The following is a 24,152-nucleotide window of genomic DNA, read 5'->3' as shown; positions in this document are numbered from 1 at the left end:
GAATCACGCGTTTCACAAGGGGAGGTAAACCTGGCACAGCAGTTGCTTCATTAAACTCAACATAACTTACTCAGCCTGGCCAACGGCGGTCAGCGCAGAGTAACCGGATAACGGCGTCCATAAGCGTGCACTTTGCACGGGCTTATGGACGCCGTTTTTTTTTCGTCAGAATTAGCGTGAAGGTGTCGTGGATGAGTGATAACAGCACAATAAAAAACCAGATAAACCGCCGTCAGTTTCTGCTGGGCAGCGCCGCGCTAGGGGGCAGTTACTTACTGCCAGGGCTGATGAACAGCGTGTGGGCGGCAGGCTCCGATGCCCCCGAGAAAAAAGAGGTGCGGGTGGGGTTTATCCCGCTGACCGACTGCGCCTCAGTGGTGATGGCCGCAGTAAAAGGCTTCGATAAAAAGCATGGCATCTCCCTGGTGCCAAGCAAAGAAGCGAGCTGGGCAGCGGTGCGCGACAAACTCCTCTCCGGTGAACTGGACGCTTCACACATCCTTTATGGGCAGCTCTATGGCCTGCAAATGGGCCTCGCCGGACCGCAGAGCAACATGGCTTGCCTGATGACGCTGAACCAGAACGGCCAGGCGATCACCCTGGCGAATGCACTGCACGATGCCGGTGTCAGCGACCTCGCAGGCCTACAGAAAAAAGTCGCCGCCAACCCGGCTGGCACCTACACCTTTGCGCAAACCTTCCCCACGGGCACCCATGCCATGTGGCTCAACTACTGGCTGGCCAGCGCAGGCATTAATCCGCTCACTGACATCCGCAGCGTGGTGGTGCCGCCGCCGCAAATGGTGATGAACATGAAAATCGGCAACATGGTGGGTTACTGCGTGGGTGAGCCGTGGAACCAGCGCGCCATTAGCGACAACATCGGCTTTACCGCCGCCACCAGTCAGCAGATCTGGCCCGATCACCCGGAAAAAGTGCTGGGTACGCGTGAAGCCTGGGTCAACAGCAATCCGAATACCGCGCGGGCACTGACCGCAGCCGTGCTGGAAGCCGCCCGCTGGATCGATGCCTCAGAGGCGAACCGCCGGGAAACCGTGCAGGTGATTGCCGGACGCGCCTGGATCAACACCAAAGAAGAGACCATTGTCGGGCGGATGCTTGGCCAGTACCAAAACGGGATCGGCCAAAGCTGGCAGGACGATCACGCCATGCGCTTCTTCCATGATGGTGAAGTGAGCTTCCCGTGGCTCTCCGATGGCATGTGGTTTATGACGCAGCATAAGCGCTGGGGCTTGTTAAAGCAGGAGCCAGACTACCTTGCCGTGGCGCGTCAGGTTAACCGGATTGATATCTACAAACAGGCGGCGACCCAGGTAGGCAACATTGCGATTCCAGACAGCGAAATGCGCAGCAGCGTGCTGATCGATGGCAAGCGCTGGGATGGCAGCAACCCCGCTGCCTACGCCAACAGTTTCAGTGTTAAGCAATAAGCGAGGTAGCAATGAAAAATCAGGCTCAGATCATTCCGCTGACGGCAGAAAGTCACACCAGCGCCGAGATTGTCGCGCTGCCGAATTCCACGGCTGCACCGCGCGTGCGCCGTTCGTGGTTACGTCCGCTGCTGCAACGGGTTTTTCCCGCTGTACTGGGTATCGCACTGCTGCTGGGTGTCTGGCAGATTGCGGCCATTACCAGTAAAGGTTTTCCCACTCCCTGGTCCACCGCGCAGGCCGCCGTCAGCCTGTTCGCCGATCCGTTCTATATTGCCGGGCCAAACGATCAGGGGATTGGCTGGAACGTGCTGGCCTCGTTACAGCGTGTGGCGATGGGCTTTGGGCTGGCTGCGCTGGTGGGGATCCCAACCGGTTTCCTGATTGGCCGTTTTACCTTTGTGGCTCACATGCTTAACCCGATCATCTCGCTGCTACGCCCGGTCAGTCCGCTGGCGTGGTTACCGATTGGTTTACTGCTATTTCAACGTGCAGAACCGGCTTCCAGCTGGACCATCTTTATCTGTTCGATCTGGCCGATGATCCTCAACACCGCCGAAGGGGTGCGCCATATCCCACAGGACTACCTGAACGTGGCCCGTGTGTTGCGCCTGTCGGAATTTACCGTGATGCGCAAAATCCTGTTGCCTGCGGTACTGCCCAACATTTTGACCGGCATGCGTCTGTCGATTGGCATCGCCTGGCTGGTGATTGTGGCGGCCGAAATGCTGACCGGCGGCATGGGCATTGGCTTCTGGATCTGGAATGAGTGGAACAACCTCAATGTGGAACACATTCTCGTTGCCATCCTGGTGATTGGTGCCGTTGGCCTGTTACTCGAGCAGGGGCTGATGTGGATCGCCCGTCGTTTCAGCTATGACAACCGTTAAGGAGAGGATGATGCGTAATCAACCCGTTATTCGTGTGCAGCAGGTGAGCCAGCGTTTTAACACCGCCAGCGGTGAGTTCCTGGCCCTCGACAACGTCAGTTTTGATATCCACCAGGGGGAAACCCTGAGCCTGATTGGCCACTCCGGCTGTGGCAAATCGACGCTGCTCAACCTGATCGCCGGTCTGACCCTGCCGAGCAGCGGTGGGCTGCTGTGCAATAACCGCGAAATTGCCGGACCCGGTCCAGAACGCGCGGTGGTGTTTCAGAACCATTCTCTGCTGCCGTGGCTATCAACCTATGAAAACGTGGCGCTCGCGGTGCGGCAGGTGTTTCGTGGCGAGATGAACAAAAGCGAAATGCACGAGTGGATCATGCACAACCTGGAACTGGTACAGATGGCGCACGCCCACAACAAACGTCCTGGGGAGATCTCAGGCGGCATGAAACAGCGTGTCGGCATTGCCCGGGCGCTGGCCATGAAACCGGAAGTCCTGCTGATGGATGAGCCCTTTGGTGCGCTGGATGCTTTAACCCGTACCCATTTACAGGATGCGGTGATGGCAATTCAGCAGCGCCTCAACACCACCATTGTGTTGATCACCCACGATGTGGATGAGGCCGTGCTGCTCTCTGACCGGGTCTTGATGATGACCAATGGCCCGGCGGCCACCGTAGGCGAAATCATGCGGGTTGACTTACCGCGCCCACGTTCGCGCGTTGCGCTGGCGGATGACAGCCATTACCAGCAGTGTCGTCAGCAGGTGCTGCAGTTTCTGTATGAAAAACAGCCGAAAGCCGCATAAGGAGAGCCGAAATGCAAAAGCCCGTATTAGTGATGGTCGGACACGGCATGGTCGGCCACTATTTTCTCGAGCAGTTGGTAGAACGCCAGCTTCATCTGCACTACCAGGTGGTGGTGTTTGGTGAAGAGCGCCTGCCAGCTTATGACCGCGTACACCTGTCAGAGTACTTTGCTGGCCGCAGCGCGGAGTCGCTGTCGCTGGTGAAGCCCGATTTCTTCGCCAACAGTGGTATCACGCTGCGGACCTCTAGCCGTATCTGCGCGGTGGATGCTGAGCGTCAGTGCGTGATTGATGAGCACGGTGAAGAGACACACTATCAGCAGCTAGTGCTGGCGACCGGGTCTTATCCGTTTGTTCCCCCGATGCCCGGTCACGATCGTCCCGGCTGCCTGGTCTATCGCACCCTTGACGATCTGGATGCGATTGCGGCACAGGCCAAAACTGCGCGCAGCGGCGTCGTGATTGGCGGAGGCTTGCTGGGGTTAGAAGCGGCGAATGCACTGCGCCAGCTGGGGCTGGAAACTCACGTGGTGGAATTTGCCCCGCGCCTGATGGCGGTACAGCTGGATGAGGGCGGGGCGGAGATGCTGCGCCACAAAATCGAAGCGCTGGGCGTTCAGGTACACACCAGCAAAGAGACACGCGAAATTGTTGATGGAGAACAGGCGCAGCATCGTCTGTGCTTTGCGGATGGCTCCCATCTGGAAACCGATCTGCTGCTGTTCTCGGCGGGGATTCGCCCACGCGATAACCTCGCGGAGAGCGCCGGTCTGATCCGTGGCCCGCGCGGTGGCATCGAAATTAACGATCGCTGCCAGACGTCCGACGCTACCATTTTTGCCATTGGCGAATGTGCGCTGTGGGACGGGAAAATTTTTGGCCTGGTCGCACCGGGCTATCAAATGGCACGTTGCGTGGCCGATCACCTGCTCGACAAAGAGAACCTGTTTACCGGTGCCGATATGAGCACCAAACTCAAGCTGTTAGGCGTTGAAGTGGCCTCTATTGGCGATGCACATGGCCGCACGCCGGGCAGTCAGAGCTATCAATGGCGTGATGGACCCAATGAGATCTATAAAAAAATCGTGGTCTCAGCCGATGGCAAACTGCTGTTGGGCGCGGTGTTGATTGGTGACAGCAGTGACTACAGCACGCTGTTACAGATGATGCTCAACAGCATGCCGCTGCCCGCCCAGCCTGAAATGCTGATTCTGCCCCAACCTTCGGGCAGTGAACCCAAAGGGCTGGGCGTCGCAGCACTGCCGGCCAGCGCGCAGATCTGCTCGTGCCATAACGTCAGTAAAGCCGATATCTCCACGGCGGTGGTGGCGGGGTGCAGCGAAATGGGTAGCCTGAAAGCCTGCACCAAAGCCGGTACCGGCTGCGGTGGCTGTGTCCCGTTACTTAAACAGGTGCTGGAGCATGAGTTGACCCAGCTTGGGGTGGAGGTGAAAAAGGATGTGTGCGAGCACTTCGCCTTCTCACGCCAGGAGATCTACCATCTGATCCGCGTGCATCAGATCCGCAGCTTTAGCGCGCTGATCGCCCGTTTTGGCAAGGGTTCCGGTTGTGAAGTGTGTAAGCCGCTGGTGGGATCGCTGCTGGCATCCTGCTGGAATGATTACCTGCTGGAGCCACAGCACTTGCCGTTGCAGGACACCAACGATCGCTTCTTCGCTAACATGCAAAAAGACGGGACTTACTCGGTGGTACCGCGCATTCCTGCGGGTGAAATCACCCCTGAGGGGTTGATTGCCATTGGGCAGGTGGCTCAACGCTACCAGCTTTATACCAAAATCACCGGCGGACAGCGGGTCGATCTGTTTGGCGCACGGCAAGAACAACTCCCGGCGATCTGGCGTGAGCTGGTGGATGCCGGTTTCGAAACCGGGCATGCCTATGGCAAGTCGTTACGCACGGTGAAATCCTGCGTCGGTTCTACCTGGTGCCGCTACGGCGTGCAGGACTCCACCGGCCTGGCGCTGGCGCTGGAACAGCGCTACAAGGGGCTGCGTTCACCACACAAAATCAAAATGGCGGTGTCGGGTTGTACCCGCGAATGTGCCGAAGCGCAGAGTAAAGACATTGGGGTGATCGCCACGGATAAAGGCTGGAATCTCTATGTATGCGGCAACGGGGGCATGAAACCGCGCCATGCCGATCTGTTTGCCAGCGATCTCGATCGCGAGACCTTAATTGCCACCATTGATCGGCTGCTGATGTTCTACATTCGCACCGCCGATCGCCTGCAACGTACCAGCACCTGGCTGGATAATCTGGAAGGCGGCATCGACTACCTGCGTGAGGTGATCCTGCAAGACAGCCTCAACCTCGGCGCGGAGCTGGAAAGTGAAATGGCCCATGTGGTCGGCAGCTACCAGTGTGAGTGGCAGACCACGTTGGCCAGCCCAGAGCGACTGGCGCTGTTCCGCCCCTTCCTGAATGACGCAACGCCAGACGAAGCGGTGGTGATGGTGCCACAGCGCGGCCAGATCCGCCCGGCGCAGCCAGAGGAAAAAACCGTCTCCACGGCGCAAGTGATGGCAGAGGGTGAGTGGGTGCGGATTGCAGCACTGACTGACATTCCTGCCAACGTGGGGATGGCGGCACGCCTCGGCCAGCAGCAGATTGCGCTGTTCCATCTCCCCGACAGTGAGGCCCGGATCTACGCGCTGGATAATCTTGAGCCTGGCACCGGGGCCAATGTGTTATCACGCGGTTTGCTCGGTGATATTGCCGGTGAACCGGTGGTGTTCTCGCCACTGTATAAAAAGCGCTTCCGCCTGAGCGACGGGATTAGCCCGGATGACAACACCTTACGCGTCCGTGCCTGGCCGGTGAAGATCGAACAGGGTGACATTTGGGTTAACACTCTGGCGCTGGCACATCCGTTGGCCGTGCAGTTGGCAGAAGCGTTCTAAGGGGAGGAGTAGACGATGACGCTTGAGACGATGATCAAACAGGGTGAGCCGCTGCGGGCCGGTGAGGTCTGGCTGGTTGGCGCAGGCCCTGGTGACGTGGAGTTACTGACGCTAAAAGCGTTGCGCGCTATCCAGCAGGCGGATGTGGTGGTGTATGACCGGCTGGTTTCCAGTGCGATCATGGCATTAGTCCCGCCCACCGCACTGTGCATTGACGTGGGTAAGACGCGCGGTTGTCATCGTCTGGCACAGCCACAGATCAATCAGCTGCTGGTTGAGCTGGCGCAGTCCGGGCAGCGGGTGGTGCGGTTAAAAGGCGGCGATCCGTTTATCTTCGGACGCGGGGGAGAAGAACAGGCGTTTGCCCAGCAGGCGGGCATCATCTGCCACGTGGTGCCGGGCATCACGGCGGCCATCGGCTGTGCCGCCGCCGTCGGTTTGCCGCTGACCCATCGCGCCTGTGCGCAGTCGGTGCGTTTTATCACCGGCCACGGGCGTGAGGGAGAACCGCAACTCGACTGGCCAACGCTGGTGGATAGCCAGCAAACCCTGGTGTTCTACATGGGGCTGAGCCACAGCAGCGGGCTGTGTCAGCGCTTAATGGAACACGGCATGGCGGCCACTACCCCCGTGGCAATCATCGAACGCGGTACGCAGCCCGATCAGCGTTTGCTCACGGCGACGCTGGCGAGTTTGCCTGCGCTGCTGGCGCACTACCAGCCGCAATCTCCCAGCTTATTGATTGTGGGAGAAGTGGTGCGTTTTTGCCGCCATCCAGCACTGCGTATCGAAACTCCCCCTTTAGCCACGCAACTTGCGGACTCTGCCGCAGCCTGACGGGGGTACTGATGAAGCAGGTGAAAAGCGTTTGCCCTTACTGCGGTGTGGGCTGTGGCATTATGATGCAGGTAGAAGCTAACCGCGTGATTAAAATCAGCGGTGATAAGCAGCATCCGAGTAATTTTGGCCGTCTGTGTACCAAAGGCAACAGTTGCCACCAGCCGCTGGCGGACTCTGGGCGGCTGGAGCAGGCGTTTATGCGCAGCGACCGCAGCCAGGAGCCGGTACAGGTTGGCATTGAGGAGGCCATCGACACCAGTGCGATGCGGTTGCGCGCCATTATTGATGAACATGGCCCGGATGCTGTGGCGTTATATGTGTCTGGACAGATGTCGCTGGAGGCGCAATACCTCGCCAACAAACTCGCCAAAGGCTTTATCGGTACCAACAATATCGAGTCCAACTCGCGTCTCTGCATGGCCAGTGCCGGCAGTGGCTATAAGCAGTCTTTGGGTTCTGATGGTCCCCCTGGCTCGTATCAGGACTTTGATCACGCCTCGCTGTTTTTCGTCATTGGTTCCAATATGGCCGACTGCCACCCGATTCTGTTCTTACGCATGATGGATCGGGTGAAAGCCGGGGCGAAGCTGATTGTGGTTGATCCACGCCGCACCGCAACGGCAGAAAAAGCGTCGCTGTTTTTGCAGATCCGCCCTGGCAGCGATCTGGCCTTGCTCAATGGGCTGCTGGCGCTGCTGGTAAAAAACAACGCGCTGGATCATGACTTCATCAGGCGTTTCACCGAAGGCTGGCAGGCGATGCCCGAATTTCTGGCGGATTACCCCCCCGAGCAGGTTGCCGAACGCACCGGCCTGGCGGTAGCGGATATCCAGCAGGCGGCAACGTGGATCGGTGAGGCGTCGGAGTGGATGAGCTGCTGGACTATGGGCCTGAATCAGAGCACTCACGGCACCTGGAATACCAACGCACTGTGTAACTTGCACCTCGCGACGGGTGCAATTTGCCGGCGTGGCAGCGGACCCTTTTCGCTGACGGGGCAGCCGAATGCCATGGGCGGCCGCGAGATGGGATATATGGGAATGGGGCTTCCCGGCCAGCGCTCGGTGCTGGTGGCAGAGGACCGCCAGTTTGTTGAACAGCAGTGGGGAGTCCCTGCCGGTACGCTGCGCACCGATCTGGTGGGCGGAACGGTAGAGATGTTTCGTCAGATGGCGGCAGGCAGCATCAAAGCGTGCTGGGTAATCTGTACCAATCCGGTTGCCAGCGCCCCTAATCGTCAAACGGTGATTGATGCCTTACAGCAGGCCGAGCTGGTGATCACCCAGGACGCCTTCCTTGATACCGAAACCAATCGCTATGCCGATATTCTGTTACCGGCTGCGCTGTGGGCAGAAGCAGAAGGGGTGATGATTAACTCCGAACGCAATATCACCCTGATGCCACAGGCGATTACCCCACCCGGAGAAGCACTGGCGGACTGGCAGATCATTGCCCGCGTCGCCTGTGCGCTTGGCTATAGCGCGGACTTTAGCTACGCCTCGGCGGAGGCGGTGTTCGACGAGATCCGCGCGTTCGCCAATCCCCACACCGGCTACGATATACGCGGCGTGAGTTATGCACGCCTGCGTACCACGCCCGTCCAGTGGCCCAGCCCGCCCGGGGACAGGGATGACCGCCATCCCTTACGTTACCGTCAGGGGGATAACGACATTCGCTTTGCGACAGCCAGCGGTAAAGCGCAGTTTTTTGCCCGCCCCGATATGCCACCCGCCGAACTGCCGGACGATACGTTCCCGCTGGTACTCAATACGGGCCGGGTACAACATCAGTGGCATACCCTGACCAAGACCGGCAAAGTGGCGACCCTGAACAAGCTCAATCCCGGCCCGTTTGTGGAGATCAACCCGCAGGATGCACAGCGGCTGAACATCCAACCTCAGGATCAACTGGAGATTCGCTCACGACGCGGCAGTGCAAGACTGCCCGCGGTGATCACCGACCGGGTATTGCCAGGTAACTGTTTCGCCCCCTTTCACTGGAATGATGTGTTTGGTGAGCAGTTGGCGGTGAATGCCGTGACCAGTGATGCGGTTGATCCCGTTTCCCAACAACCAGAATTCAAGTTTTCTGCGGTGTCCGTGACCCGCATGACCCCTTCGCCAGTGAACCCCACCGCGCAGCGCGCTCAGGAGCCTTTAATGAAACCGATTGATGCATTTGCGGCTTTACTGGGCCTTGAGACCACGCCCGTGATGCAGTTGGAAGCGGATGAGAAGCACTATATGCAAGGGTTTCTTGCCGGATTAGGCAGTGAACATGTGCAGCAGGCGCTGGGGGTGCCGGTGTTACCTGCCAGCGCGCCGCTTTCTCATGATAAACGTCTGCGGGTGGACGGGATGCTAGCCGGGCTGTTTGCTCGCATTCCGCTGTCCGATTCTGTCGCGTTGCCGGTAGCGAGCGTACCGGTTACCGATCCGGTGCTGATCCTTTGGGCTTCTTCAACCGGTAATGCCGAAGGGCTGGCGGCACAGTGTGCGCAGCAGCTTAAGCAAGCGGGACAGACAGTCAAACTGGCGGCAATGGCGGACGTGACACCTGCCGATCTCACGGCGACCAAACGCCTTCTGCTCATTGCCAGTACCTTTGGCGATGGTGATGCACCCGATGCCGCCACGCCGTTCTGGCAGGCACTACAGCAGGACAATGCACCACGAATGGAAGGGGTTTCCTATGCGGTGCTGGCGCTGGGGGATGCGAACTACAATCGCTTCTGCGGCTTTGGCAAACAGCTAGATGCTCGCTTTGCTGCACTGGGTGCGCAGGCATTAGCGGCGCGGGTAGATTGCGATGCCGACTATCAAGCCAGCGCAGCGGCCTGGCTAGAGATGATCGCTGCCCGTCTTAAGGGCGAGGGTGCATCTGTAGAGGAGAAGGGGGTGGAAAAGCGGGTTGCCGAGGTGGGTTTCAGTCGCAACAACCCACTGGCGACGCATATCGTGATTAACCGTGTGCTGAATCAGCCCGGTTCGGCCAAAGAGACCCGGCAAATCGCCTTTGATTTACAGGGGCATGATTTTCCCTATCAGGCGGGAGATGCGCTCGGCGTATGGCCACGAAACTGCCCACAGCAGGTTGCTGCGCTCTTACAACGGCTGCCTGAATCCGCCGATCACCCGGTGATGTTGAAGGAGGGTGATGAGCTGCCGCTCAGTGTGGTGCTGGAACGCCACGTTGAGATTGGTCGTATTACGCCTGAACTCTTGCAAATGGTCGCTGAACGCAGCGGTGATGCAGAGTTGGCACAGCGGCTACGCCCGGAATCGCGCGATGCGCTCCAGCAATGGCTGTGGGGACGTAATGTCTGTGATGTTTTGCAGCAGTTCTCTTTGCCGATCGCCGCACAAGATTTAGTCAATGTGCTGCGCCGTATGCAGCCCCGGCTTTATTCGATCTCATCCAGCCCATTGGTCACTCCGCATCAGGTGCATATCACCCTCTCAACCGTGCGCTACGATAAGCAGCGCGGTGGGCTATGTTCAACCTATCTTGCTGATCGGGCGGGTGAGGAGGCGGTGGCGATATTCGTACACAAGTCAGCGCACTTCCACCCGCCAGCCAACCCGGATGCCCCGCTGATTATGGTGGGGCCTGGCACCGGCATTGCGCCGTTCCGCGCTTTCCTCCAGCAGCGCCAGGCCAGCGGTGCCAGCGGACGCAACTGGTTAATTTTCGGTGAACAGTGCGCCGCCACTGATTTTTATTATCAGGAAGAGCTGGAGACGTTCCAGAGCGAGGGCTATTTGCAGCGTTTGGATACCGCCTTCTCCCGTGACCAGAAAGAGAAAGTCTACGTTCAGCAGCGCATGAAGGAGCAGGGGGCTGAACTGTGGCGCTGGTTGCAGGACGGGGCCTATTTTTGTGTCTGTGGGGACGCCAGCCGTATGGCTAAAGATGTGGACGCGGCCCTGCGTCAGATTGCCCAGCAGCATGGCGGTATGAGCACCGCTGCCGCCGCTGAGTGGGTGACTCGCCTGGCGCAAGAGAAGCGCTATCTGCGGGATGTGTATTAATGAATGTTAATATTTTTTTAGCCCAAATTATTGCGTTGGGTGAAGTTATACAGCTCGACCATGCTTTCTAATTCAAGCTTTTGCATTAACCGCCGTTTATAGGTACTGACAGTTTTATCACTGATTTTCATCCTGACGCTTATATCGACCACTTTAATCCCTCGCGCCAGGCAGTGCAGCACTTGCAATTCTTTAGTGGAAAGTAAAGCTATTCTGTCTTTGTCATTCAGGGGGATGGGAAGAGCCATGTCCCGACGGGCACGTTTTAAGGGAAAGTATCCATACCCTCCCTTGATGGCACTTATGGCGTTATGCAACTCAGTCAGATTGTTTCGCTTGCTGATAAAACCATCCGCACCCACACTGGCACATCGTCGGACATAATGCTCATCGTCCTTACCTGTCAGGACCAGAATCCCTCCGGTATAACCATTGCCACGCAGGCGATGTATCACTTCGATACCGTTGAGCGAAGGAATATCGATATCAACAATGATCAATTCGGGCACCAGTTGCCAGGTCAGATGAACGGCCTCAAGGCCATCTTCGGTTTCTCCAATAACGGTCAACTGGACCTGTTCCAGTAAGATTTTGATAGCCATCCTGGTTACCGGGTAATCATCCACAATTAATACTTTTTTCACTCTGGCCTCCATTGATGAGGTAAAACTGAATCATTATTTTATATTCTGGTTATTAATTTTAATAAAACTACATGGTTTATTAAAGTTAATGTTCTTGTCATATTTCCCTTACGTAATAAACATCCAGAACCTACAGAAAAATCATCTTCCTATGATATCTTTTTTATTCGTTAATCAGCACAATGGGTCCGTCGTATGATTCATGGTGATTTATGGTAATTTAAGGTTCACAGGGATGGATGTAGGATGGGTCTTTTTATTGGATGGAAATTATTAGCCGAAATGATGAGTGGTACTAATCCTATCCATATCGCCTAAACCTATAAATATTTCGGTTTTCATCACCAATCGCTATAAGCGTCATGGAATGAGTTCTATTAGCAGTGCGTGAAATCTTTCACTAAAAGACATTTTTTGATTTGTTAGGTTTTGATTTTTATTTTTTATTAAGAAGTAAAAATAAAGCCCAATGTTTTTTCGGCGGGTTTTTGTTTGGTTGTTGTTAGCTTTTATTACAAGGTTGACTGAGCCGGAAATATCGTCAGGGATACCCCTCTACCATTATGAAAAGGTGGGGTTCTGGCGACCTTTAACTACCACAGGATCTAAGTGAAAATATGACGATGAAAAAAACACTCATTGCAATGGCTATTCTGGGAAGCACTGCATTCATTTCTTCTGTGCAGGCAGCAGACGGTACTATAAATTTCACCGGTAATATAACTGAGGACGCTTGTACCATTACGGCAAGCACCGTCAAGCAAACCATAGCACTGGGAACGATTTCTAATAAAGCGTTTTCTGCCACTGGCTCCTCTAGCCCAACCAGGTTTGGTATCACTTTGAGCGCCTGTCCTGCTTCCATGACGACCGCAAAGGTCAAATTCGGTGGTAATGGGGACAAAGATGAACCCAAGCTGTTGGCGATCACTACTGGCCAAGATGCTGCGACGGGCGTCGCCATCGGCTTCTACGAAGAAAGCGGTAAATTTCTTCCGATTAATGCTGAATCTGCTTCCAAAGCCTTGTCAGACAGTGCCGACACGACTTTTAATTTTGTTACTAAATATGTCGCCACCACAAAAACGATGACCGCTGGTGAGGCGAATGCCGTCGCCAACTTCACTATCGTATACAACTAATTTTTCCTAAGCGTTGATGCTATCCAGGCTGCGGTAATACGTAGATATCGCTGCTTTTTAATTCCGGCGTCATTATGGCGCCGTCGTTCAGCCTCGCCGGAAATACAGGAGGAAAATGGCATGTTTCCATGGAGTAAAATTTTCTGTCTCAGCACGTTACTACTCAGTATGACTCAATCGGCCTGGGCCGGGGTCGTGGTAGGGGGAACCCGGGTTATTTATGACAGTGCTAAACGGGAAGCGTCGATCTCAGTCAGTAACCCGGAAAAAATAAACCCCTTCCTGATTCAGTCCTGGGTGGAAAACGAACAGGAGAGCGATACGCGAAAGACACCTTTTATTATTACGCCTCCGCTGTTTCGTCTTGATCCAGGCCAGGAAAATGTGCTGCGTATTGTACACACCGGTAGCCCGCTGCCGAGCGATAAAGAATCGCTGTACTGGCTGAATATCAAGTCTATTCCGTCGACCACGAAGACAGATCAAAATCAACTACAAATTTCTGTGAAAACGCAGATCAAACTGATTTATCGTCCTTCGGCCCTGAATAGCAAGGCTGCGGAAGCTTACAAACAGCTAACCTTTACCCGTCAAGGTAATCAACTGCAGGTGACAAACCCCACGCCTTATTACATCGCGTTTTTTAGCGTAAAAGTAGGGGATATGGAAGTGAAGGATGCTGGCACGGTCGAACCGATGAGTTCGTTAAGCTGGGCGCTACCTGCTGGTGCCGGAAGTTCCGTTAGTTGGTCAGCCATCAATGATTACGGCGGCATTACCAGTATCGCCAGGCAGGTTTCGTTTTAGCGCATCCCGCAACCCTTCGTTGACACTCATTATAAGGTCATTATCCAGGATAGTGCCTGATTCAAGTTACCAGATCATTTTCTGGCGGAGAATTTTTTGTTATGGAAAATCACCCCCATCATCCGGCTCCTTTTGCGTTATTACCGCCAAAAAAAATAACCAGCTCAAACTCACTGATGCCATCACTGCTGGCGCTGGGTATTACCCTCGCTATCTTCCCGGCGATGGCGCAGGACTATTTTAACCCAGCGGCGCTGGAATTAACTGCCGAGGCGTCGTCCATGCTGGAGCTGGAGCGGTTTTCCGTTAGTGGTGGACAGATGCCAGGCACCTACCGGGTCGATATTTACCTCAATGACGACCTGGTCGAGACAAGGGACGTCACATTTGTGGAAAGCGACGGTAAGTTGTTACCTCAACTGACCCCAGGCCAGTTGGGTGACATGGGCGTAAAGCTTGATGCATTCCCTGCTTTGCAACAATTGCCCGCAGACGCGACGCTAACCAATCTGGGGAGGTATATCCACAATGCCGACAGCCAGTTTAATTTCAGCCAGCAGCAATTAAAGCTGAGTATTCCACAGGCCGCCTTGAGCGCTGAGGCTAGAGGATATGTCGATCCGGCATTATGGGATCAGGGGGTACCCGCAGCCTTACTCAACTACAGCTTTAGCGGTGCCAATACCAGGCGCAACAATCGCCCTGGCACGGATGATAGCTATTACCTCAATCTGCGCAGCGGGGCTAACCTGGGCGCCTGGCGGTTACGAAACTATTCAACCTACAGCAGCAGTAATGGTCACCAACGCTGGGATAACGTCAACACTTATCTGCAGCGTGATGTTCAGGAACTGAAAGCCCAGTTGACGCTGGGGGACAGCACCTCACCAGGTGATGTTTTTGACAGCATACAGTATCGCGGAATACAGCTGGCGTCGGACGACAACATGTATCCAGATAGTTTGAGAGGATTTGCGCCGGTGGTGCGTGGTATAGCACACAGTAATGCCCAGGTGACAGTACGACAGAATGGTCACATTATTTACCAGACCTACGTACCACCCGGTGCGTTTGCCATTACCGATCTCTACCCGACCGCATCCAGTGGAGACCTGGAGATCATCATTACGGAAGCCAGCGGTGCTGAACGACGTTTTGTGCAGCCCTTTTCGGCTGCTCCTCTGATGCTGCGTGAAGGCCGTCTGAAATATGCCGTCACTGCCGGGGAATATCGATCCACCAATGACAGTGCACAGACCCCTGCCTTTGGCCTGGGTTCACTGATTTACGGCTTGCCTGTAGGTTCAACGGTGTACAGCAGCTTGCTAGTGTCCAGTCATTATCATGCTCAGGCACTGGGACTTGGGCACGGTTTTGGCAATTTCGGATCCCTGTCAGCGGACGTGACCCTGGCGCAAACACAGTTGCATGATGACAGCGTGCATCGCGGTCAGTCATATCGTTTTCAGTACGCCAAAAATGTGGCACCGACCAATACCACCTTTAGGCTGGCAGGATACCGTTACTCAACCAGAGGTTTTTATGATTTCCAGGAAGCGAATGAATCGGGGGCTTACAGGAATGCCGGGCGCCTGAACTATAACAAACGTAGTAAGGCTCATATCGACGTCAACCAGTCACTGCAAGAGTATGGCAACTTCCATGTATCGGCTTATCAGCAGGATTACTGGGGGCAAACGGGCATTGAGCGCAACCTGAGCGCCGGTTACAACCTGAGTTACAACGCTATCAGCTACGGGGTCAACTACACCTTTAGCCAGCGGTCGGGCAATAACGCCAACGACCAACAGTTTGCCTTTAACGTGCAGGTACCGCTGAGTAAATGGCTGCCTGGCAGTTGGGCCAGTTACAGCATGAATACCAACAAACGCGGCAATACCAGCCAGCAGGCGGGGCTGAGCGGGACGGCACTGGCGAATAATAATCTGAGCTACAACGTGCAGCAAAGCTACGCCAACCGTGGAGCCAGTGGCAGCGGCAACGCTAATGCCAGCTATAAGGGCACCTATGGGGAGCTGCTGGGGGGGTACAATTACGCTAAAGGCATGCAGCAGTTGAACTACGGTCTGCAGGGCGGTGTGGTGGGGCACCCTTATGGCATAACGTTCTCGCAGCAGCAGGGGGATACGCTGGCATTGGTGCGGGCTCCGGGGGCGACAGAGGCGGTGGTGCAGAATAATACCGGGGTGAAGACCGACTGGCGCGGTTACGCCGTGGTGCCGTATGTCAGCCCTTATCGCCGGAACCGTATCGCCCTGGATACCGGGACACTGGCTGAGAATGTGGACATCGACACCAACACCCAGACGGTTATTCCGACCAAAGGCGCGCTGGTGCTGGCCGATTTTAAAACGCGGGTAGGCAGTCGCGTGTTGATGACGCTGAATTATCAGGGCAAGCCAGTGCCGTTTGGCGCGATAGCATCACTGGTGCAGGACGACAGTGCATTAGAAAACAGCGGGATAGTGGGTCCTGATGGGCAGCTGTATCTGAGTGGAGTGCCGGAGAGAGGCAAACTGCAGGTCAAATGGGGCAATGCTGTGAGTCAGCAGTGTAATGTGACATTTATCTTGCCATCGACAAATATGCGATCCTCTGTGACCGCTATTGATAGTATTTGTCGATAACGGGAGCAATTAATGAGAAATATCAACGCACTCATTCCTGTGCTTGTGGGGATGCTGGCTCTGTTTTCAGAGGGGGTACAGGCTGCATGTACCTTCAACGGAACGGGTAAAACCACAGAAGTTAATTTTAACTTCGGTAACATAACGGTTCAGCGAGATGCTCCGGTGGGGACCGAACTGGCCAACAGGTTGTATGTGACTCCCACTTATGGCGTAACATGTACTACCACATGGGATAATAACGCGATACTAGGCCAATTCACCACCCTCAGCGCTTACGGGAATCATGCCTACGACACGAATATTGATGGGATCGGTATAACTTTGTATTTTGGGGCGGGAGTACGACGCTATTTTCCGTATTTACTTCAAAATAGGAGTCCAGGCACAGGGGCAGTGGGTGGGTCGGTCATCGTAAGATTGATAAAAACCAAATCCGGCGCGGTTGGAAGTGGCCCCCTTAGTACGGGGAGAATAGGGAGGGTATTTTGGGATAAACTTAATATTTATAATGTTAACCTGACAGGCGTTAGCACGATAACACCCGTCGCCTGCTCGGTGACACAAACTGCCATCAGCGTTCCCATGGGGGATGTGCTTCGCAGAGAATTTACCGGGGTGGGGAGTGTGGCGACCAGTCAATCCTTCAGTATTCCATTGAACTGTGATGAAAACACCCGCGTTAAAATAACCCTGGATGCGACAGCCGACAGCTCCGGTCGTCCTGGGGTGATAGCCCTGAATCCGTCGACGTCAGACAAGGTCGCCAGCGGCGTGGGGGTGCAGGTACTGCGCAACACTACTCCAGTGACCCTCGGCTCCGCCCTTCAGGTCGGTACTGTGGCGACCGCAGGGGTATACACTATCCCCCTGACAGCGCGTTATTATCAGACCCAGGCCCGTGTTACCGCAGGCCAGGCAAATGCTACCGCAACCTTCACGATGACCTATAACTGATGCGTTTAATTTCACGCGATGTAGTGTGTCATTCATCCTGCCATCAACAAATAAACAATCCTCTGTGACCACTATTGATAGTGTTTGTCGATAACGGGAGCAATTAATGAGAAATATCAATGCACTTATTCCCGTGCTTGTGGGGATGTTCGCTCTGCTTTCAGAGGGGGCACAGGCTGCATGTACCTACGTCGGAACGGGGAAAAACACAGAAGTGAATTTTAACTTCGGTAACATAACGGTTCAGCGAGATGCACCGGTGGGGACCGAACTGGCCAAAAGGTCGTATTTGACTCCCGGTTATGGCGTAACATGTACTACCAGATGGCATTATAACAATACATTAACTCGGTTCACCACCCTCAGCGCTTACGGGAATCATACCTACGACACGAATATTGATGGGATCGGTCTAACTTTGTATTTTGGGGCAGGGCTACAAAGATATTTTCCGTATAAAAGTCAGGATCTTAATCCAGTCACAGCGGCCACGGGTGGGACGGTCATCGCAACATTGGTAAAAACCGCAGCCGGTGCTGTAGGCAGTGGTAGGATTAGTACGGGGCGAGTAGCAAACCATTCATACGATAAATTGTCTGTATTCAATGTTAACCTGACAGGCGTTAACACGATAACGCCCGTCGCCTGCTCGGTGACACAAACTGCCATCAGCGTTCCCATGGGGGATGTGCTTCGCAGTGAGTTTACCGGGGTGGGGAGTGTGGCGACAAGTAAGGCCTTCAGTATTCCATTGAACTGTGATGAAAACACCCGCGTTAAAATAACCCTGGATGCAACAGCCGACAGCTCTGGTATTCCTGGGGTGATAGCCCTGAATCCGTCGACGTCAGACAAGGTGGCCAGCGGCGTGGGGGTGCAGGTACTGCGCAACAGTACTCCGGTGACCCTCGGCTCCGCCCTTCAGGTCGGTACTGTGGCGACCTCAGGGGTATACACTATCCCCCTGGCAGCGCGTTATTATCAGACCCAGGCCCGTGTTACCGCAGGCCAGGCAAATGCTACCGCAACCTTCACGATGACCTATAACTGATGCGTTTTATTTCACGCGATTTTGTCGTGGCTTAATAGATTCGGACATGCTCAGAGGTTATCACTTCACTGATATGACGGCGGTGAGTCGAGTAAAGTTTCCGCCACAGGGATGCGGCGGCAAAGCCTCCAGGGAGGATTCACGGCGTCTTTACGGCACTCCCCACCATCTGAGACTGACACACGGACACCAACCTCACTTTCCCAAACTGAAACGCACAATCATCCATTGCCCCCCAATACTTGCGCGCAGGAACACCCAGCGCTGAGTGTGATCTGCTGGCTTCAGCATAGCGTTGCGTCTAGTATTGATGTCCGCTATCGGACGAGAGCGCCAAACGTCATGATTGATCACACAGGGATAGAGGGAGAGTACGTTAATGAACAAGCTGAGCACAGCGCTGTTACTTCTGGCATTAACGCCAGTATTTGCTAATGCAAAAACAGTCAAAAATGATTGCCATTCATGGCCAATGAGCATGGCGGAAGTCTGGATGAAAAATGCAGGAATCATTAATATTCCAGACCTGGATGAATCGAAAACCGAAGTCACCCTCCTTGCCTCCCAGAAAAATCATCATCATATCTACACCAACATCTTCAGGTTTGTTTTTCACGCGAAAGACGGCAGGAAATTTGAGGTGATCACGCAGAATCTGGCATCCGATGATGAATGCTCAATCAGCCAAGTAAATAGTTATCTCGTCTCTAAAAGCGCAATAAATTATTGATGTGAGTTGTCGGTCTTGACTGGGTGACAACCATGACCAGCACCCAGTCTCGTCCCCTGCTACTGACAACATCTATTCATCGATGATCTCTATCCCGAGGCCAGTCAGTAACGTAGCGGCTTCGGGCAGGGTAAAGCGTGCGTTTTTCACTTCATTGTTCAACACGTTGATATTGTAGCCGTGCGCCCAGGCGAAATTAGCACCGGTCAGCCGGGTATGATGAAAGGTGGCGTGGGTTAAATCGCTACCGCTGAAATCTGCTTCTTCACACTGTGCTTCGCTGAAATCTACCGCCTGTAATTTGCATTCAATCAAACTGCACTGCGCCAGGTACAGACCAAAAAACACCGAATCATTCAGTACAGAGTGATGAAAATTCAGTGCTGCCGGGAAGTTGAGCGTGGACCACGCGGCACGGGTCCAATCGATACCCACCAGCTTGCATTCGTGAAACGTCACGTCTCTGAACGAACTGTACGAGACATTTAACAGGCTGAGATTGCATTTGTTGAACTCGCACTCGAAGAAACTGCACTTGCGAAAGGTCGATTCAGTGAAATTACAGTGGGTAAAAGTACAGTTATCAAAGCGAGTATTAACTATCTCATCCTCGTTCTGTTTAATGTCTTTGAAATCTTCATCACTATATTCCTGGTTAGAAATAAGGAGGTTAGTCATCGCTAATTGCCTGCTGCCGTTAACTTTTTAATAAAATATCAGGTGGTGGGTGAGGTGTAAATGTGATGCACCTAATCAACGTCAATCCTGTCCGGTGTTTACTCTCGCAATAACAGAGTCTGGCGGCATCTGAACGCGCATTTTACCCTGGCGAGCCGTGTTGCCTGGCAGTGCTCAATGACGCAAAAGCATCGAAGTCAGGAGGCGAACCCCGGCTAAGATCGAACTATAGAGATTTTGTATGAATACGCAAAGTATACAAAGCAAATACTAAAAAATAGAATAAATTTTCAGGGTGTTTTTTATTTTATGATTAAAATCAATTAGTTATTTTAGTGGTGGCAAATGGTAAATTTCTATTTTGTGATCGGATAGTGATCACAATGTTGTGATTTCACCCCGCTGAGGGTATTTACACTCCGCTGTGGGAGGTATAGCTTTGCCTATGACTACCGCTGTTGCTAGCGTAATTGAGAGCGTTGTTGACCACATTCAGAGCTGCCTAACTTTTTTTGAATCCTGCACATGATTCGAAAGGGGAATGCTGTATCCAAAAAAATAATTACCCAGGAGATACTCACTGATGAATAACAATAAAATTTCGATTGAAGATGTCCCTTTAAATAACTTTCACCAGTTAATGACATTACGTGCCGGCGGTGGCTGGATACTTGATGGCTATGTCCTGAGTATTATTGGCGTGGCTATCGTTCAGTTCTCTGGCTATTTGCACCTGACCTCATTTTGGCAAGGGCTGATTGCCGCTTCCTCGATGTTCGGTACTTTCTTTAGCGGTTTTCTCGGCGGGCTATTAACCGATAAATTTGGTCGCCAGCGGCTGTTTTTCGTTGGGCCGATTCTGTTTATCATCGGTTCCATCGGATCTTTCTGGACTGAATCTGCCGCGATGCTGTTCTTCCTGCGCTTCCTGGTCGGTGTCGGGGTTGGTCTGGAATACCCGGTGGCTGGTTCGTTACTCACCGAGTTCTTACCGCAGAAAAACCGTGGCCCACGTCTTGCCGCATTAACCATCCTGTGGTTTGCCGGTGCGGCATTGGCATATATCGTCGGTAATGCCATCCTGGCTCAGGCGGGTGACAACGCCTGGCGTTACGTGCTGGCAAGCCCGGCGGTATTGGGTGCGCTGCTGTTCCTGATTCGTCTCGGTACACCTGAATCACCACGCTGGTTAGTGAGCAAAGGCCGCCTGGCGGAAGCCGATAAAATCATCAAGAAGGTATATGGTCCTTCTTTCTCGCTGGCGAATATGCCAAAAGAGAATGAAGAGGCGAAAGTTTCACTGCGCGACCTGATGGCTTCTGGTTACGGCAAACGCATGCTGTTTGTGGCGGTGTTCTGGAGTGCGGCGGTGGTGCCGATGTTCGCGGTTTACTCATTCGCGCCAATTGTCTTGCAGGCGCTGAATTTAACCGGTGAGTGGGCCTCATTAGGTTCAGTGGCGATTACCGTTCTGTTTGTGATTGGCTGCATCATCGCAACACGTCTGATTGACACTCTGGGCCGTCGCCGCCTGATTATTCACAGCTTCCTGTGGTCAAGCCTGGCGTTACTCGGCTTAGGCGCTTTCTCCCACGGTTCGCCTATGCTGGTGCTGGTGCTGTTCGGTGCTTATGCAGTCTTCATCGGTGGTGCGCAGGTGCTGGAATTGGTTTACCCGAATGAGCTGTTCCCGACTGAAGTACGTGCGTTCGCGGTGGGTATGGGCTCTTCATTGTCCCGTATCGGATCTGCGGCAGGCACCTGGTTAGTGCCATTCTCACTCGCAAGCCTGGGCATTGGTAACACCATGTATGCCGCAGCGATAGTTTCACTGATTGGCCTGCTGGCATCCCTGTGGCTGGCACCAGAAACCAAAGGCATGACGCTGGAACAGGCCGCTTCACTCCAGCGTTAATCGGTTCCGTAACATGTTACAACAAGGCCGCCGGATCACTGGCGGCCTTGTTGTATAAAGCCTTTACACGTCACAACCCCCCATTTTTTGACAGGGTAATTCTTAAGCGTCAGGCAATGGGAATTAAAGGATCTGCCGCTGCCCATGCAGCTTCACGATTCGCCGCCGGAGGATAGATCCAGACGGTGTTGATTTGCGTCTTGAGGGATTTCCCTTCTTGACGGGTCAATTTGACCTCACGGTTCCACCCTTCGGTATACACCGCGCCCCATTGACCCAGGTCCAGGCAGGTAACGTATTTTGGCTGGCGATAGGCAACAGGCTCAATGCCCAAAATTTCTGCGGCCACATTATTTCCGGCATGACGCCCCATGACGATGGCATGTTGGCAGGTCATCAGCGCATGATTACCGATATCATCGGTGGCAGCGTAGGCAACATCGCCAGTGGCATAAATATCACGTTGACCAATAACCGCCAGGTTTGAATCTACGTGCAAACGTCCCAGCGCATCCTGTTTACCTGGAATCTGTGACGTTAGCGAGTCTGCCCGAACGCCTGTGGTCCAGACCACGGTTTTGGCTTCAATCCGGTGGCCATCATCCAGTACTACGCCATTCTCATCGACAGCAACGACCGATGATTTTAAGCGCCATTTTACGCCCAGCTCTTCGCACGCCTCAGCAATTGAACGGCTGATTTCAGCGCCCATTGAAGCACCAATTTCCGTGCTCCGGTCAACGATAATCACCTCGATATTGGCCTGCTCACCAAGGATTTTCCGAAGACGCGCGGGCATCTCAGTCGCCGTTTCGATACCCGTAAAGCCGCCGCCCGCCACCACGACAGTATTACGCCCTTTACTTTCTGCAAGGCTGGCCAGGGATGTCAGGTGCTGCTCTAAACGAACAGCCTGCTCTAACTGATCGACGTCAAACGCATGTTCTGCAACGCCCTGGATTGACGGTGTTGCCAGGGAACTTCCGCTAGCTAAGACCAGTTTGTCGTAGCCGACTCTCTGTTCCATTCCCGATGCATCTCTGTAATCCACAGATTTTTCTTCAACGTTAATGGAATATGCCGTTCCTTGAATAAATTTAATATCCAGTGCATCGAAAAGTGCATCGATAGGGGCTACCAGCGTGTGCGCATCAGGCTCGTAAAAACGTGGGCGGATACGCAATTCTGCCTGAGGAGCCAGAACCGTCACTTCAACATCCTGATAGCCATGAATATTGAACAGGCGCGTTGCACTCACCGCTGCCCACATGCCGCCGAAGCCAGCGCCGATAATCATAATCTTATGTTTCATTTTCGCCTTGGTGTGAATTTATATTGTTGATAATTAAGAGGTAATTTTTTGGATTAACGGGCATCACCCCTTACTGCTGGCGGCAACTGTTGTCCACCGAATAACTGCGACTATATTGGTGGTAGTTTGTTTGCGCAAGCGCTATTCTGGCGTATGAAGCGTTCAGGCGGCAAAAAAACAACAGTAGTACCCATGCAAGTAATTGATATTAATCAAATTAAATTTTAATGGCGTTGACGGGAAGAAATTTTATTCCTTGATAAAAGCAGGGCTTTAGCATTGTCTCGATTGACTGCTTTCGATACCCTATGCGAACAATCCAGTCGGAGATAAGCATGTCCCTTTACAGCGCAGGTGTTGAATACGGTATTCACTGCCTTATTTTTTTGGTGGGCGAAGGTGGGGAAAGTCGTGACGCCAGCGTGCGCGATCTTGCCGAACTACAAGGCGTTCCCGCAGATTACCTTGCCAAGATTTTCACTAAACTTGCCAAAAGCGCATTAGTGGTCGCCACAGAGGGGGTGAAGGGAGGATTCAAGTTAGCAAGGCCTGCCGACGAAATAAGCCTGCTGGATATTGTTAATGCCATTGATGGACGAAAACTCATTTTTGACTGCCGGGAAATTCGCAGCCGTTGCGCCCTGTTCGACGGAACGCCGCCCGAATGGGCCATGGACGGATACTGCTCAGTACATGCAGCCATGATGACAGCGCAGAAACGTATGGAAGACGCCCTTGCTCAACAAACTGTGCTCGATCTCGCGAGAAAAGTCGGACGCAAATCACCGGCTGAATTTACCCATCAGGTTGATACATGGATTAAAAACCGTCGGGAAAAGAAAAGCAGCGTGAAGGCTTCTGATGAACAGCAGATTCACATCATCGATATTACGGACTAAATGCCGAAAAGAAGAAGTGCGCCCTGTGGTCAGGATCTGTCAGTGACAGTGGCTTATCAGGGGGCTGGAATTTCCTGAACGCTTTCAGCCGCTTTTACAGCCCTGTCAGCTTTACCCGTATTTTTACCCGCAAAGGGTGTCGCTTCGCGTGTTTTAACCGATGAGTGAAGACATCAGGAAGGGAATGACCGATTGATAAAAAGCAAAAAGCCCGCTCAGGTTTCCCTGAGCGGGCTTTTCTAATTTGGCTCCTCTGACTGGACTCGAACCAGTGACATACGGATTAACAGTCCGCCGTTCTACCGACTGAACTACAGAGGAATCGTGTGAACGGGGCGCATAGTATCGACCTCCCCCGGTTGTGTCAAAGCTAAATTTTACTGTTAGCGTTCAAGTGCCGTTTAAACCAGCAATCTGATGACTTTTCAACA

At 53.6% G+C, this 24,152-nt stretch carries 17 protein-coding genes and 1 tRNA gene; 14 read left to right on the top strand and 4 right to left on the bottom strand.

What is annotated here, in order from left to right:
- The first annotated feature begins 191 nt into the window (after positions 1-191).
- The 6 genes from F3J40_RS02040 to F3J40_RS02015 are packed head-to-tail and all read left to right on the top strand — an operon-like array spanning position 192 to position 10,938.
- A complete protein-coding gene (locus tag F3J40_RS02040; protein ID WP_167012385.1) occupies positions 192-1,451 on the top strand; it encodes a CmpA/NrtA family ABC transporter substrate-binding protein in 1,260 nt (419 codons plus the stop codon).
- Between the two features lie 11 nt (positions 1,452-1,462).
- Positions 1,463-2,341, top strand: a complete 879-nt coding sequence (gene ntrB, locus F3J40_RS02035) for a nitrate ABC transporter permease (RefSeq protein ID WP_167012384.1) — start codon at positions 1,463-1,465, stop codon at positions 2,339-2,341.
- Between the two features lie 10 nt (positions 2,342-2,351).
- Complete coding sequence (locus F3J40_RS02030; protein WP_167012919.1) at positions 2,352-3,146, top strand: ABC transporter ATP-binding protein; 795 nt, start codon at positions 2,352-2,354, stop codon at positions 3,144-3,146.
- 11 nt (positions 3,147-3,157) lie between these two features.
- On the top strand, positions 3,158-6,067 hold the full coding sequence (gene nirB / locus F3J40_RS02025) for a nitrite reductase large subunit NirB (protein ID WP_167012383.1): 2,910 nt from the start codon (positions 3,158-3,160) through the stop codon (positions 6,065-6,067).
- Between the two features lie 15 nt (positions 6,068-6,082).
- Positions 6,083-6,904: a uroporphyrinogen-III C-methyltransferase gene (cobA, locus tag F3J40_RS02020; protein ID WP_167012382.1), complete on the top strand. Its 822-nt coding sequence runs from the start codon at positions 6,083-6,085 to the stop codon at positions 6,902-6,904.
- Positions 6,905-6,915: 11 nt separating this feature from the next.
- On the top strand, positions 6,916-10,938 hold the full coding sequence (locus tag F3J40_RS02015; RefSeq protein ID WP_205297164.1) for a bifunctional nitrate reductase/sulfite reductase flavoprotein subunit alpha: 4,023 nt from the start codon (positions 6,916-6,918) through the stop codon (positions 10,936-10,938).
- Positions 10,939-10,955: 17 nt separating this feature from the next.
- Here F3J40_RS02015 and F3J40_RS02010 read toward each other — a convergent pair whose 3' ends face one another.
- Complete coding sequence (locus tag F3J40_RS02010; protein WP_167012381.1) at positions 10,956-11,582, bottom strand: response regulator; 627 nt, start codon at positions 11,580-11,582, stop codon at positions 10,956-10,958.
- A gap of 617 nt (positions 11,583-12,199) precedes the next feature.
- On the opposite strand from F3J40_RS02010, the gene F3J40_RS02005 reads away from it, so the two are divergent.
- The 6 genes from F3J40_RS02005 to F3J40_RS01980 all read left to right on the top strand — a co-directional run bounded on the left by F3J40_RS02005 (position 12,200) and on the right by F3J40_RS01980 (position 18,917).
- On the top strand, positions 12,200-12,724 hold the full coding sequence (locus tag F3J40_RS02005) for a fimbrial protein (protein WP_240155265.1): 525 nt from the start codon (positions 12,200-12,202) through the stop codon (positions 12,722-12,724).
- Positions 12,725-12,844: 120 nt separating this feature from the next.
- Positions 12,845-13,531, top strand: coding sequence for a fimbrial biogenesis chaperone (locus F3J40_RS02000; protein WP_167012380.1), 687 nt, complete (start codon positions 12,845-12,847; stop codon positions 13,529-13,531).
- A gap of 101 nt (positions 13,532-13,632) precedes the next feature.
- Positions 13,633-16,179, top strand: a complete 2,547-nt coding sequence (locus tag F3J40_RS01995; RefSeq protein ID WP_167012379.1) for a fimbria/pilus outer membrane usher protein — start codon at positions 13,633-13,635, stop codon at positions 16,177-16,179.
- 12 nt (positions 16,180-16,191) lie between these two features.
- Positions 16,192-17,136 (top strand): fimbrial protein, encoded by a 945-nt coding sequence (locus tag F3J40_RS25030; RefSeq protein ID WP_167012378.1) that lies wholly within the window; start codon positions 16,192-16,194, stop codon positions 17,134-17,136.
- A gap of 106 nt (positions 17,137-17,242) precedes the next feature.
- Entirely contained in the window at positions 17,243-18,187 is a 945-nt protein-coding gene (locus F3J40_RS01985) for a fimbrial protein (RefSeq protein WP_167012377.1), read from the top strand.
- 379 nt (positions 18,188-18,566) lie between these two features.
- Complete coding sequence (locus F3J40_RS01980; protein WP_167012376.1) at positions 18,567-18,917, top strand: hypothetical protein; 351 nt, start codon at positions 18,567-18,569, stop codon at positions 18,915-18,917.
- Between the two features lie 72 nt (positions 18,918-18,989).
- Here the strand turns inward: F3J40_RS01980 and F3J40_RS01975 are convergent, their stop codons facing one another.
- The gene (locus tag F3J40_RS01975) at positions 18,990-19,595 is read right to left on the bottom strand and encodes a pentapeptide repeat-containing protein (RefSeq protein ID WP_167012375.1); all 606 of its coding nucleotides are present in this window, start codon (positions 19,593-19,595) and stop codon (positions 18,990-18,992) included.
- 583 nt (positions 19,596-20,178) lie between these two features.
- On the opposite strand from F3J40_RS01975, the gene F3J40_RS01970 reads away from it, so the two are divergent.
- Positions 20,179-21,510, top strand: coding sequence for an MFS transporter (locus F3J40_RS01970; RefSeq protein WP_167012373.1), 1,332 nt, complete (start codon positions 20,179-20,181; stop codon positions 21,508-21,510).
- A gap of 109 nt (positions 21,511-21,619) precedes the next feature.
- Here the strand turns inward: F3J40_RS01970 and F3J40_RS01965 are convergent, their stop codons facing one another.
- Positions 21,620-22,822, bottom strand: a complete 1,203-nt coding sequence (locus tag F3J40_RS01965; RefSeq protein WP_167012372.1) for an NAD(P)/FAD-dependent oxidoreductase — start codon at positions 22,820-22,822, stop codon at positions 21,620-21,622.
- 335 nt (positions 22,823-23,157) lie between these two features.
- Between F3J40_RS01965 and F3J40_RS01960 the strand changes: the two genes are divergently transcribed.
- On the top strand, positions 23,158-23,721 hold the full coding sequence (locus F3J40_RS01960; RefSeq protein WP_167012370.1) for an RrF2 family transcriptional regulator: 564 nt from the start codon (positions 23,158-23,160) through the stop codon (positions 23,719-23,721).
- Positions 23,722-23,966: 245 nt separating this feature from the next.
- On the opposite strand, the gene F3J40_RS01955 is transcribed toward F3J40_RS01960, so the two are convergent.
- Positions 23,967-24,042, bottom strand: a tRNA-Asn gene (locus F3J40_RS01955).
- Between the last annotated feature and the right edge of the window lie 110 nt (positions 24,043-24,152).

The organism is Candidatus Pantoea multigeneris (assembly GCF_011752615.1).
GTDB lineage: Bacteria > Pseudomonadota > Gammaproteobacteria > Enterobacterales > Enterobacteriaceae > Pantoea > Pantoea multigeneris.
The sequence above is the reverse complement of the archived record's forward strand: the minus strand, read 5'-3'. Positions and strand labels throughout refer to the sequence as shown.

Coding starts and splice junctions, on each gene's coding strand:
- F3J40_RS02040 (WP_167012385.1), top strand. CDS start 192: ATGAGTGATAACAGCACAATAAAAAACCAGATAAACCGCCGTCAGTTT.
- ntrB (WP_167012384.1), top strand. CDS start 1,463: ATGAAAAATCAGGCTCAGATCATTCCGCTGACGGCAGAAAGTCACACC.
- F3J40_RS02030 (WP_167012919.1), top strand. CDS start 2,352: ATGCGTAATCAACCCGTTATTCGTGTGCAGCAGGTGAGCCAGCGTTTT.
- nirB (WP_167012383.1), top strand. CDS start 3,158: ATGCAAAAGCCCGTATTAGTGATGGTCGGACACGGCATGGTCGGCCAC.
- cobA (WP_167012382.1), top strand. CDS start 6,083: ATGACGCTTGAGACGATGATCAAACAGGGTGAGCCGCTGCGGGCCGGT.
- F3J40_RS02015 (WP_205297164.1), top strand. CDS start 6,916: ATGAAGCAGGTGAAAAGCGTTTGCCCTTACTGCGGTGTGGGCTGTGGC.
- F3J40_RS02005 (WP_240155265.1), top strand. CDS start 12,200: ATGACGATGAAAAAAACACTCATTGCAATGGCTATTCTGGGAAGCACT.
- F3J40_RS02000 (WP_167012380.1), top strand. CDS start 12,845: ATGTTTCCATGGAGTAAAATTTTCTGTCTCAGCACGTTACTACTCAGT.
- F3J40_RS01995 (WP_167012379.1), top strand. CDS start 13,633: ATGGAAAATCACCCCCATCATCCGGCTCCTTTTGCGTTATTACCGCCA.
- F3J40_RS25030 (WP_167012378.1), top strand. CDS start 16,192: ATGAGAAATATCAACGCACTCATTCCTGTGCTTGTGGGGATGCTGGCT.
- F3J40_RS01985 (WP_167012377.1), top strand. CDS start 17,243: ATGAGAAATATCAATGCACTTATTCCCGTGCTTGTGGGGATGTTCGCT.
- F3J40_RS01980 (WP_167012376.1), top strand. CDS start 18,567: ATGAACAAGCTGAGCACAGCGCTGTTACTTCTGGCATTAACGCCAGTA.
- F3J40_RS01975 (WP_167012375.1), bottom strand. CDS start 19,595: ATGACTAACCTCCTTATTTCTAACCAGGAATATAGTGATGAAGATTTC.
- F3J40_RS01970 (WP_167012373.1), top strand. CDS start 20,179: ATGAATAACAATAAAATTTCGATTGAAGATGTCCCTTTAAATAACTTT.
- F3J40_RS01965 (WP_167012372.1), bottom strand. CDS start 22,822: ATGAAACATAAGATTATGATTATCGGCGCTGGCTTCGGCGGCATGTGG.
- F3J40_RS01960 (WP_167012370.1), top strand. CDS start 23,158: ATGTCCCTTTACAGCGCAGGTGTTGAATACGGTATTCACTGCCTTATT.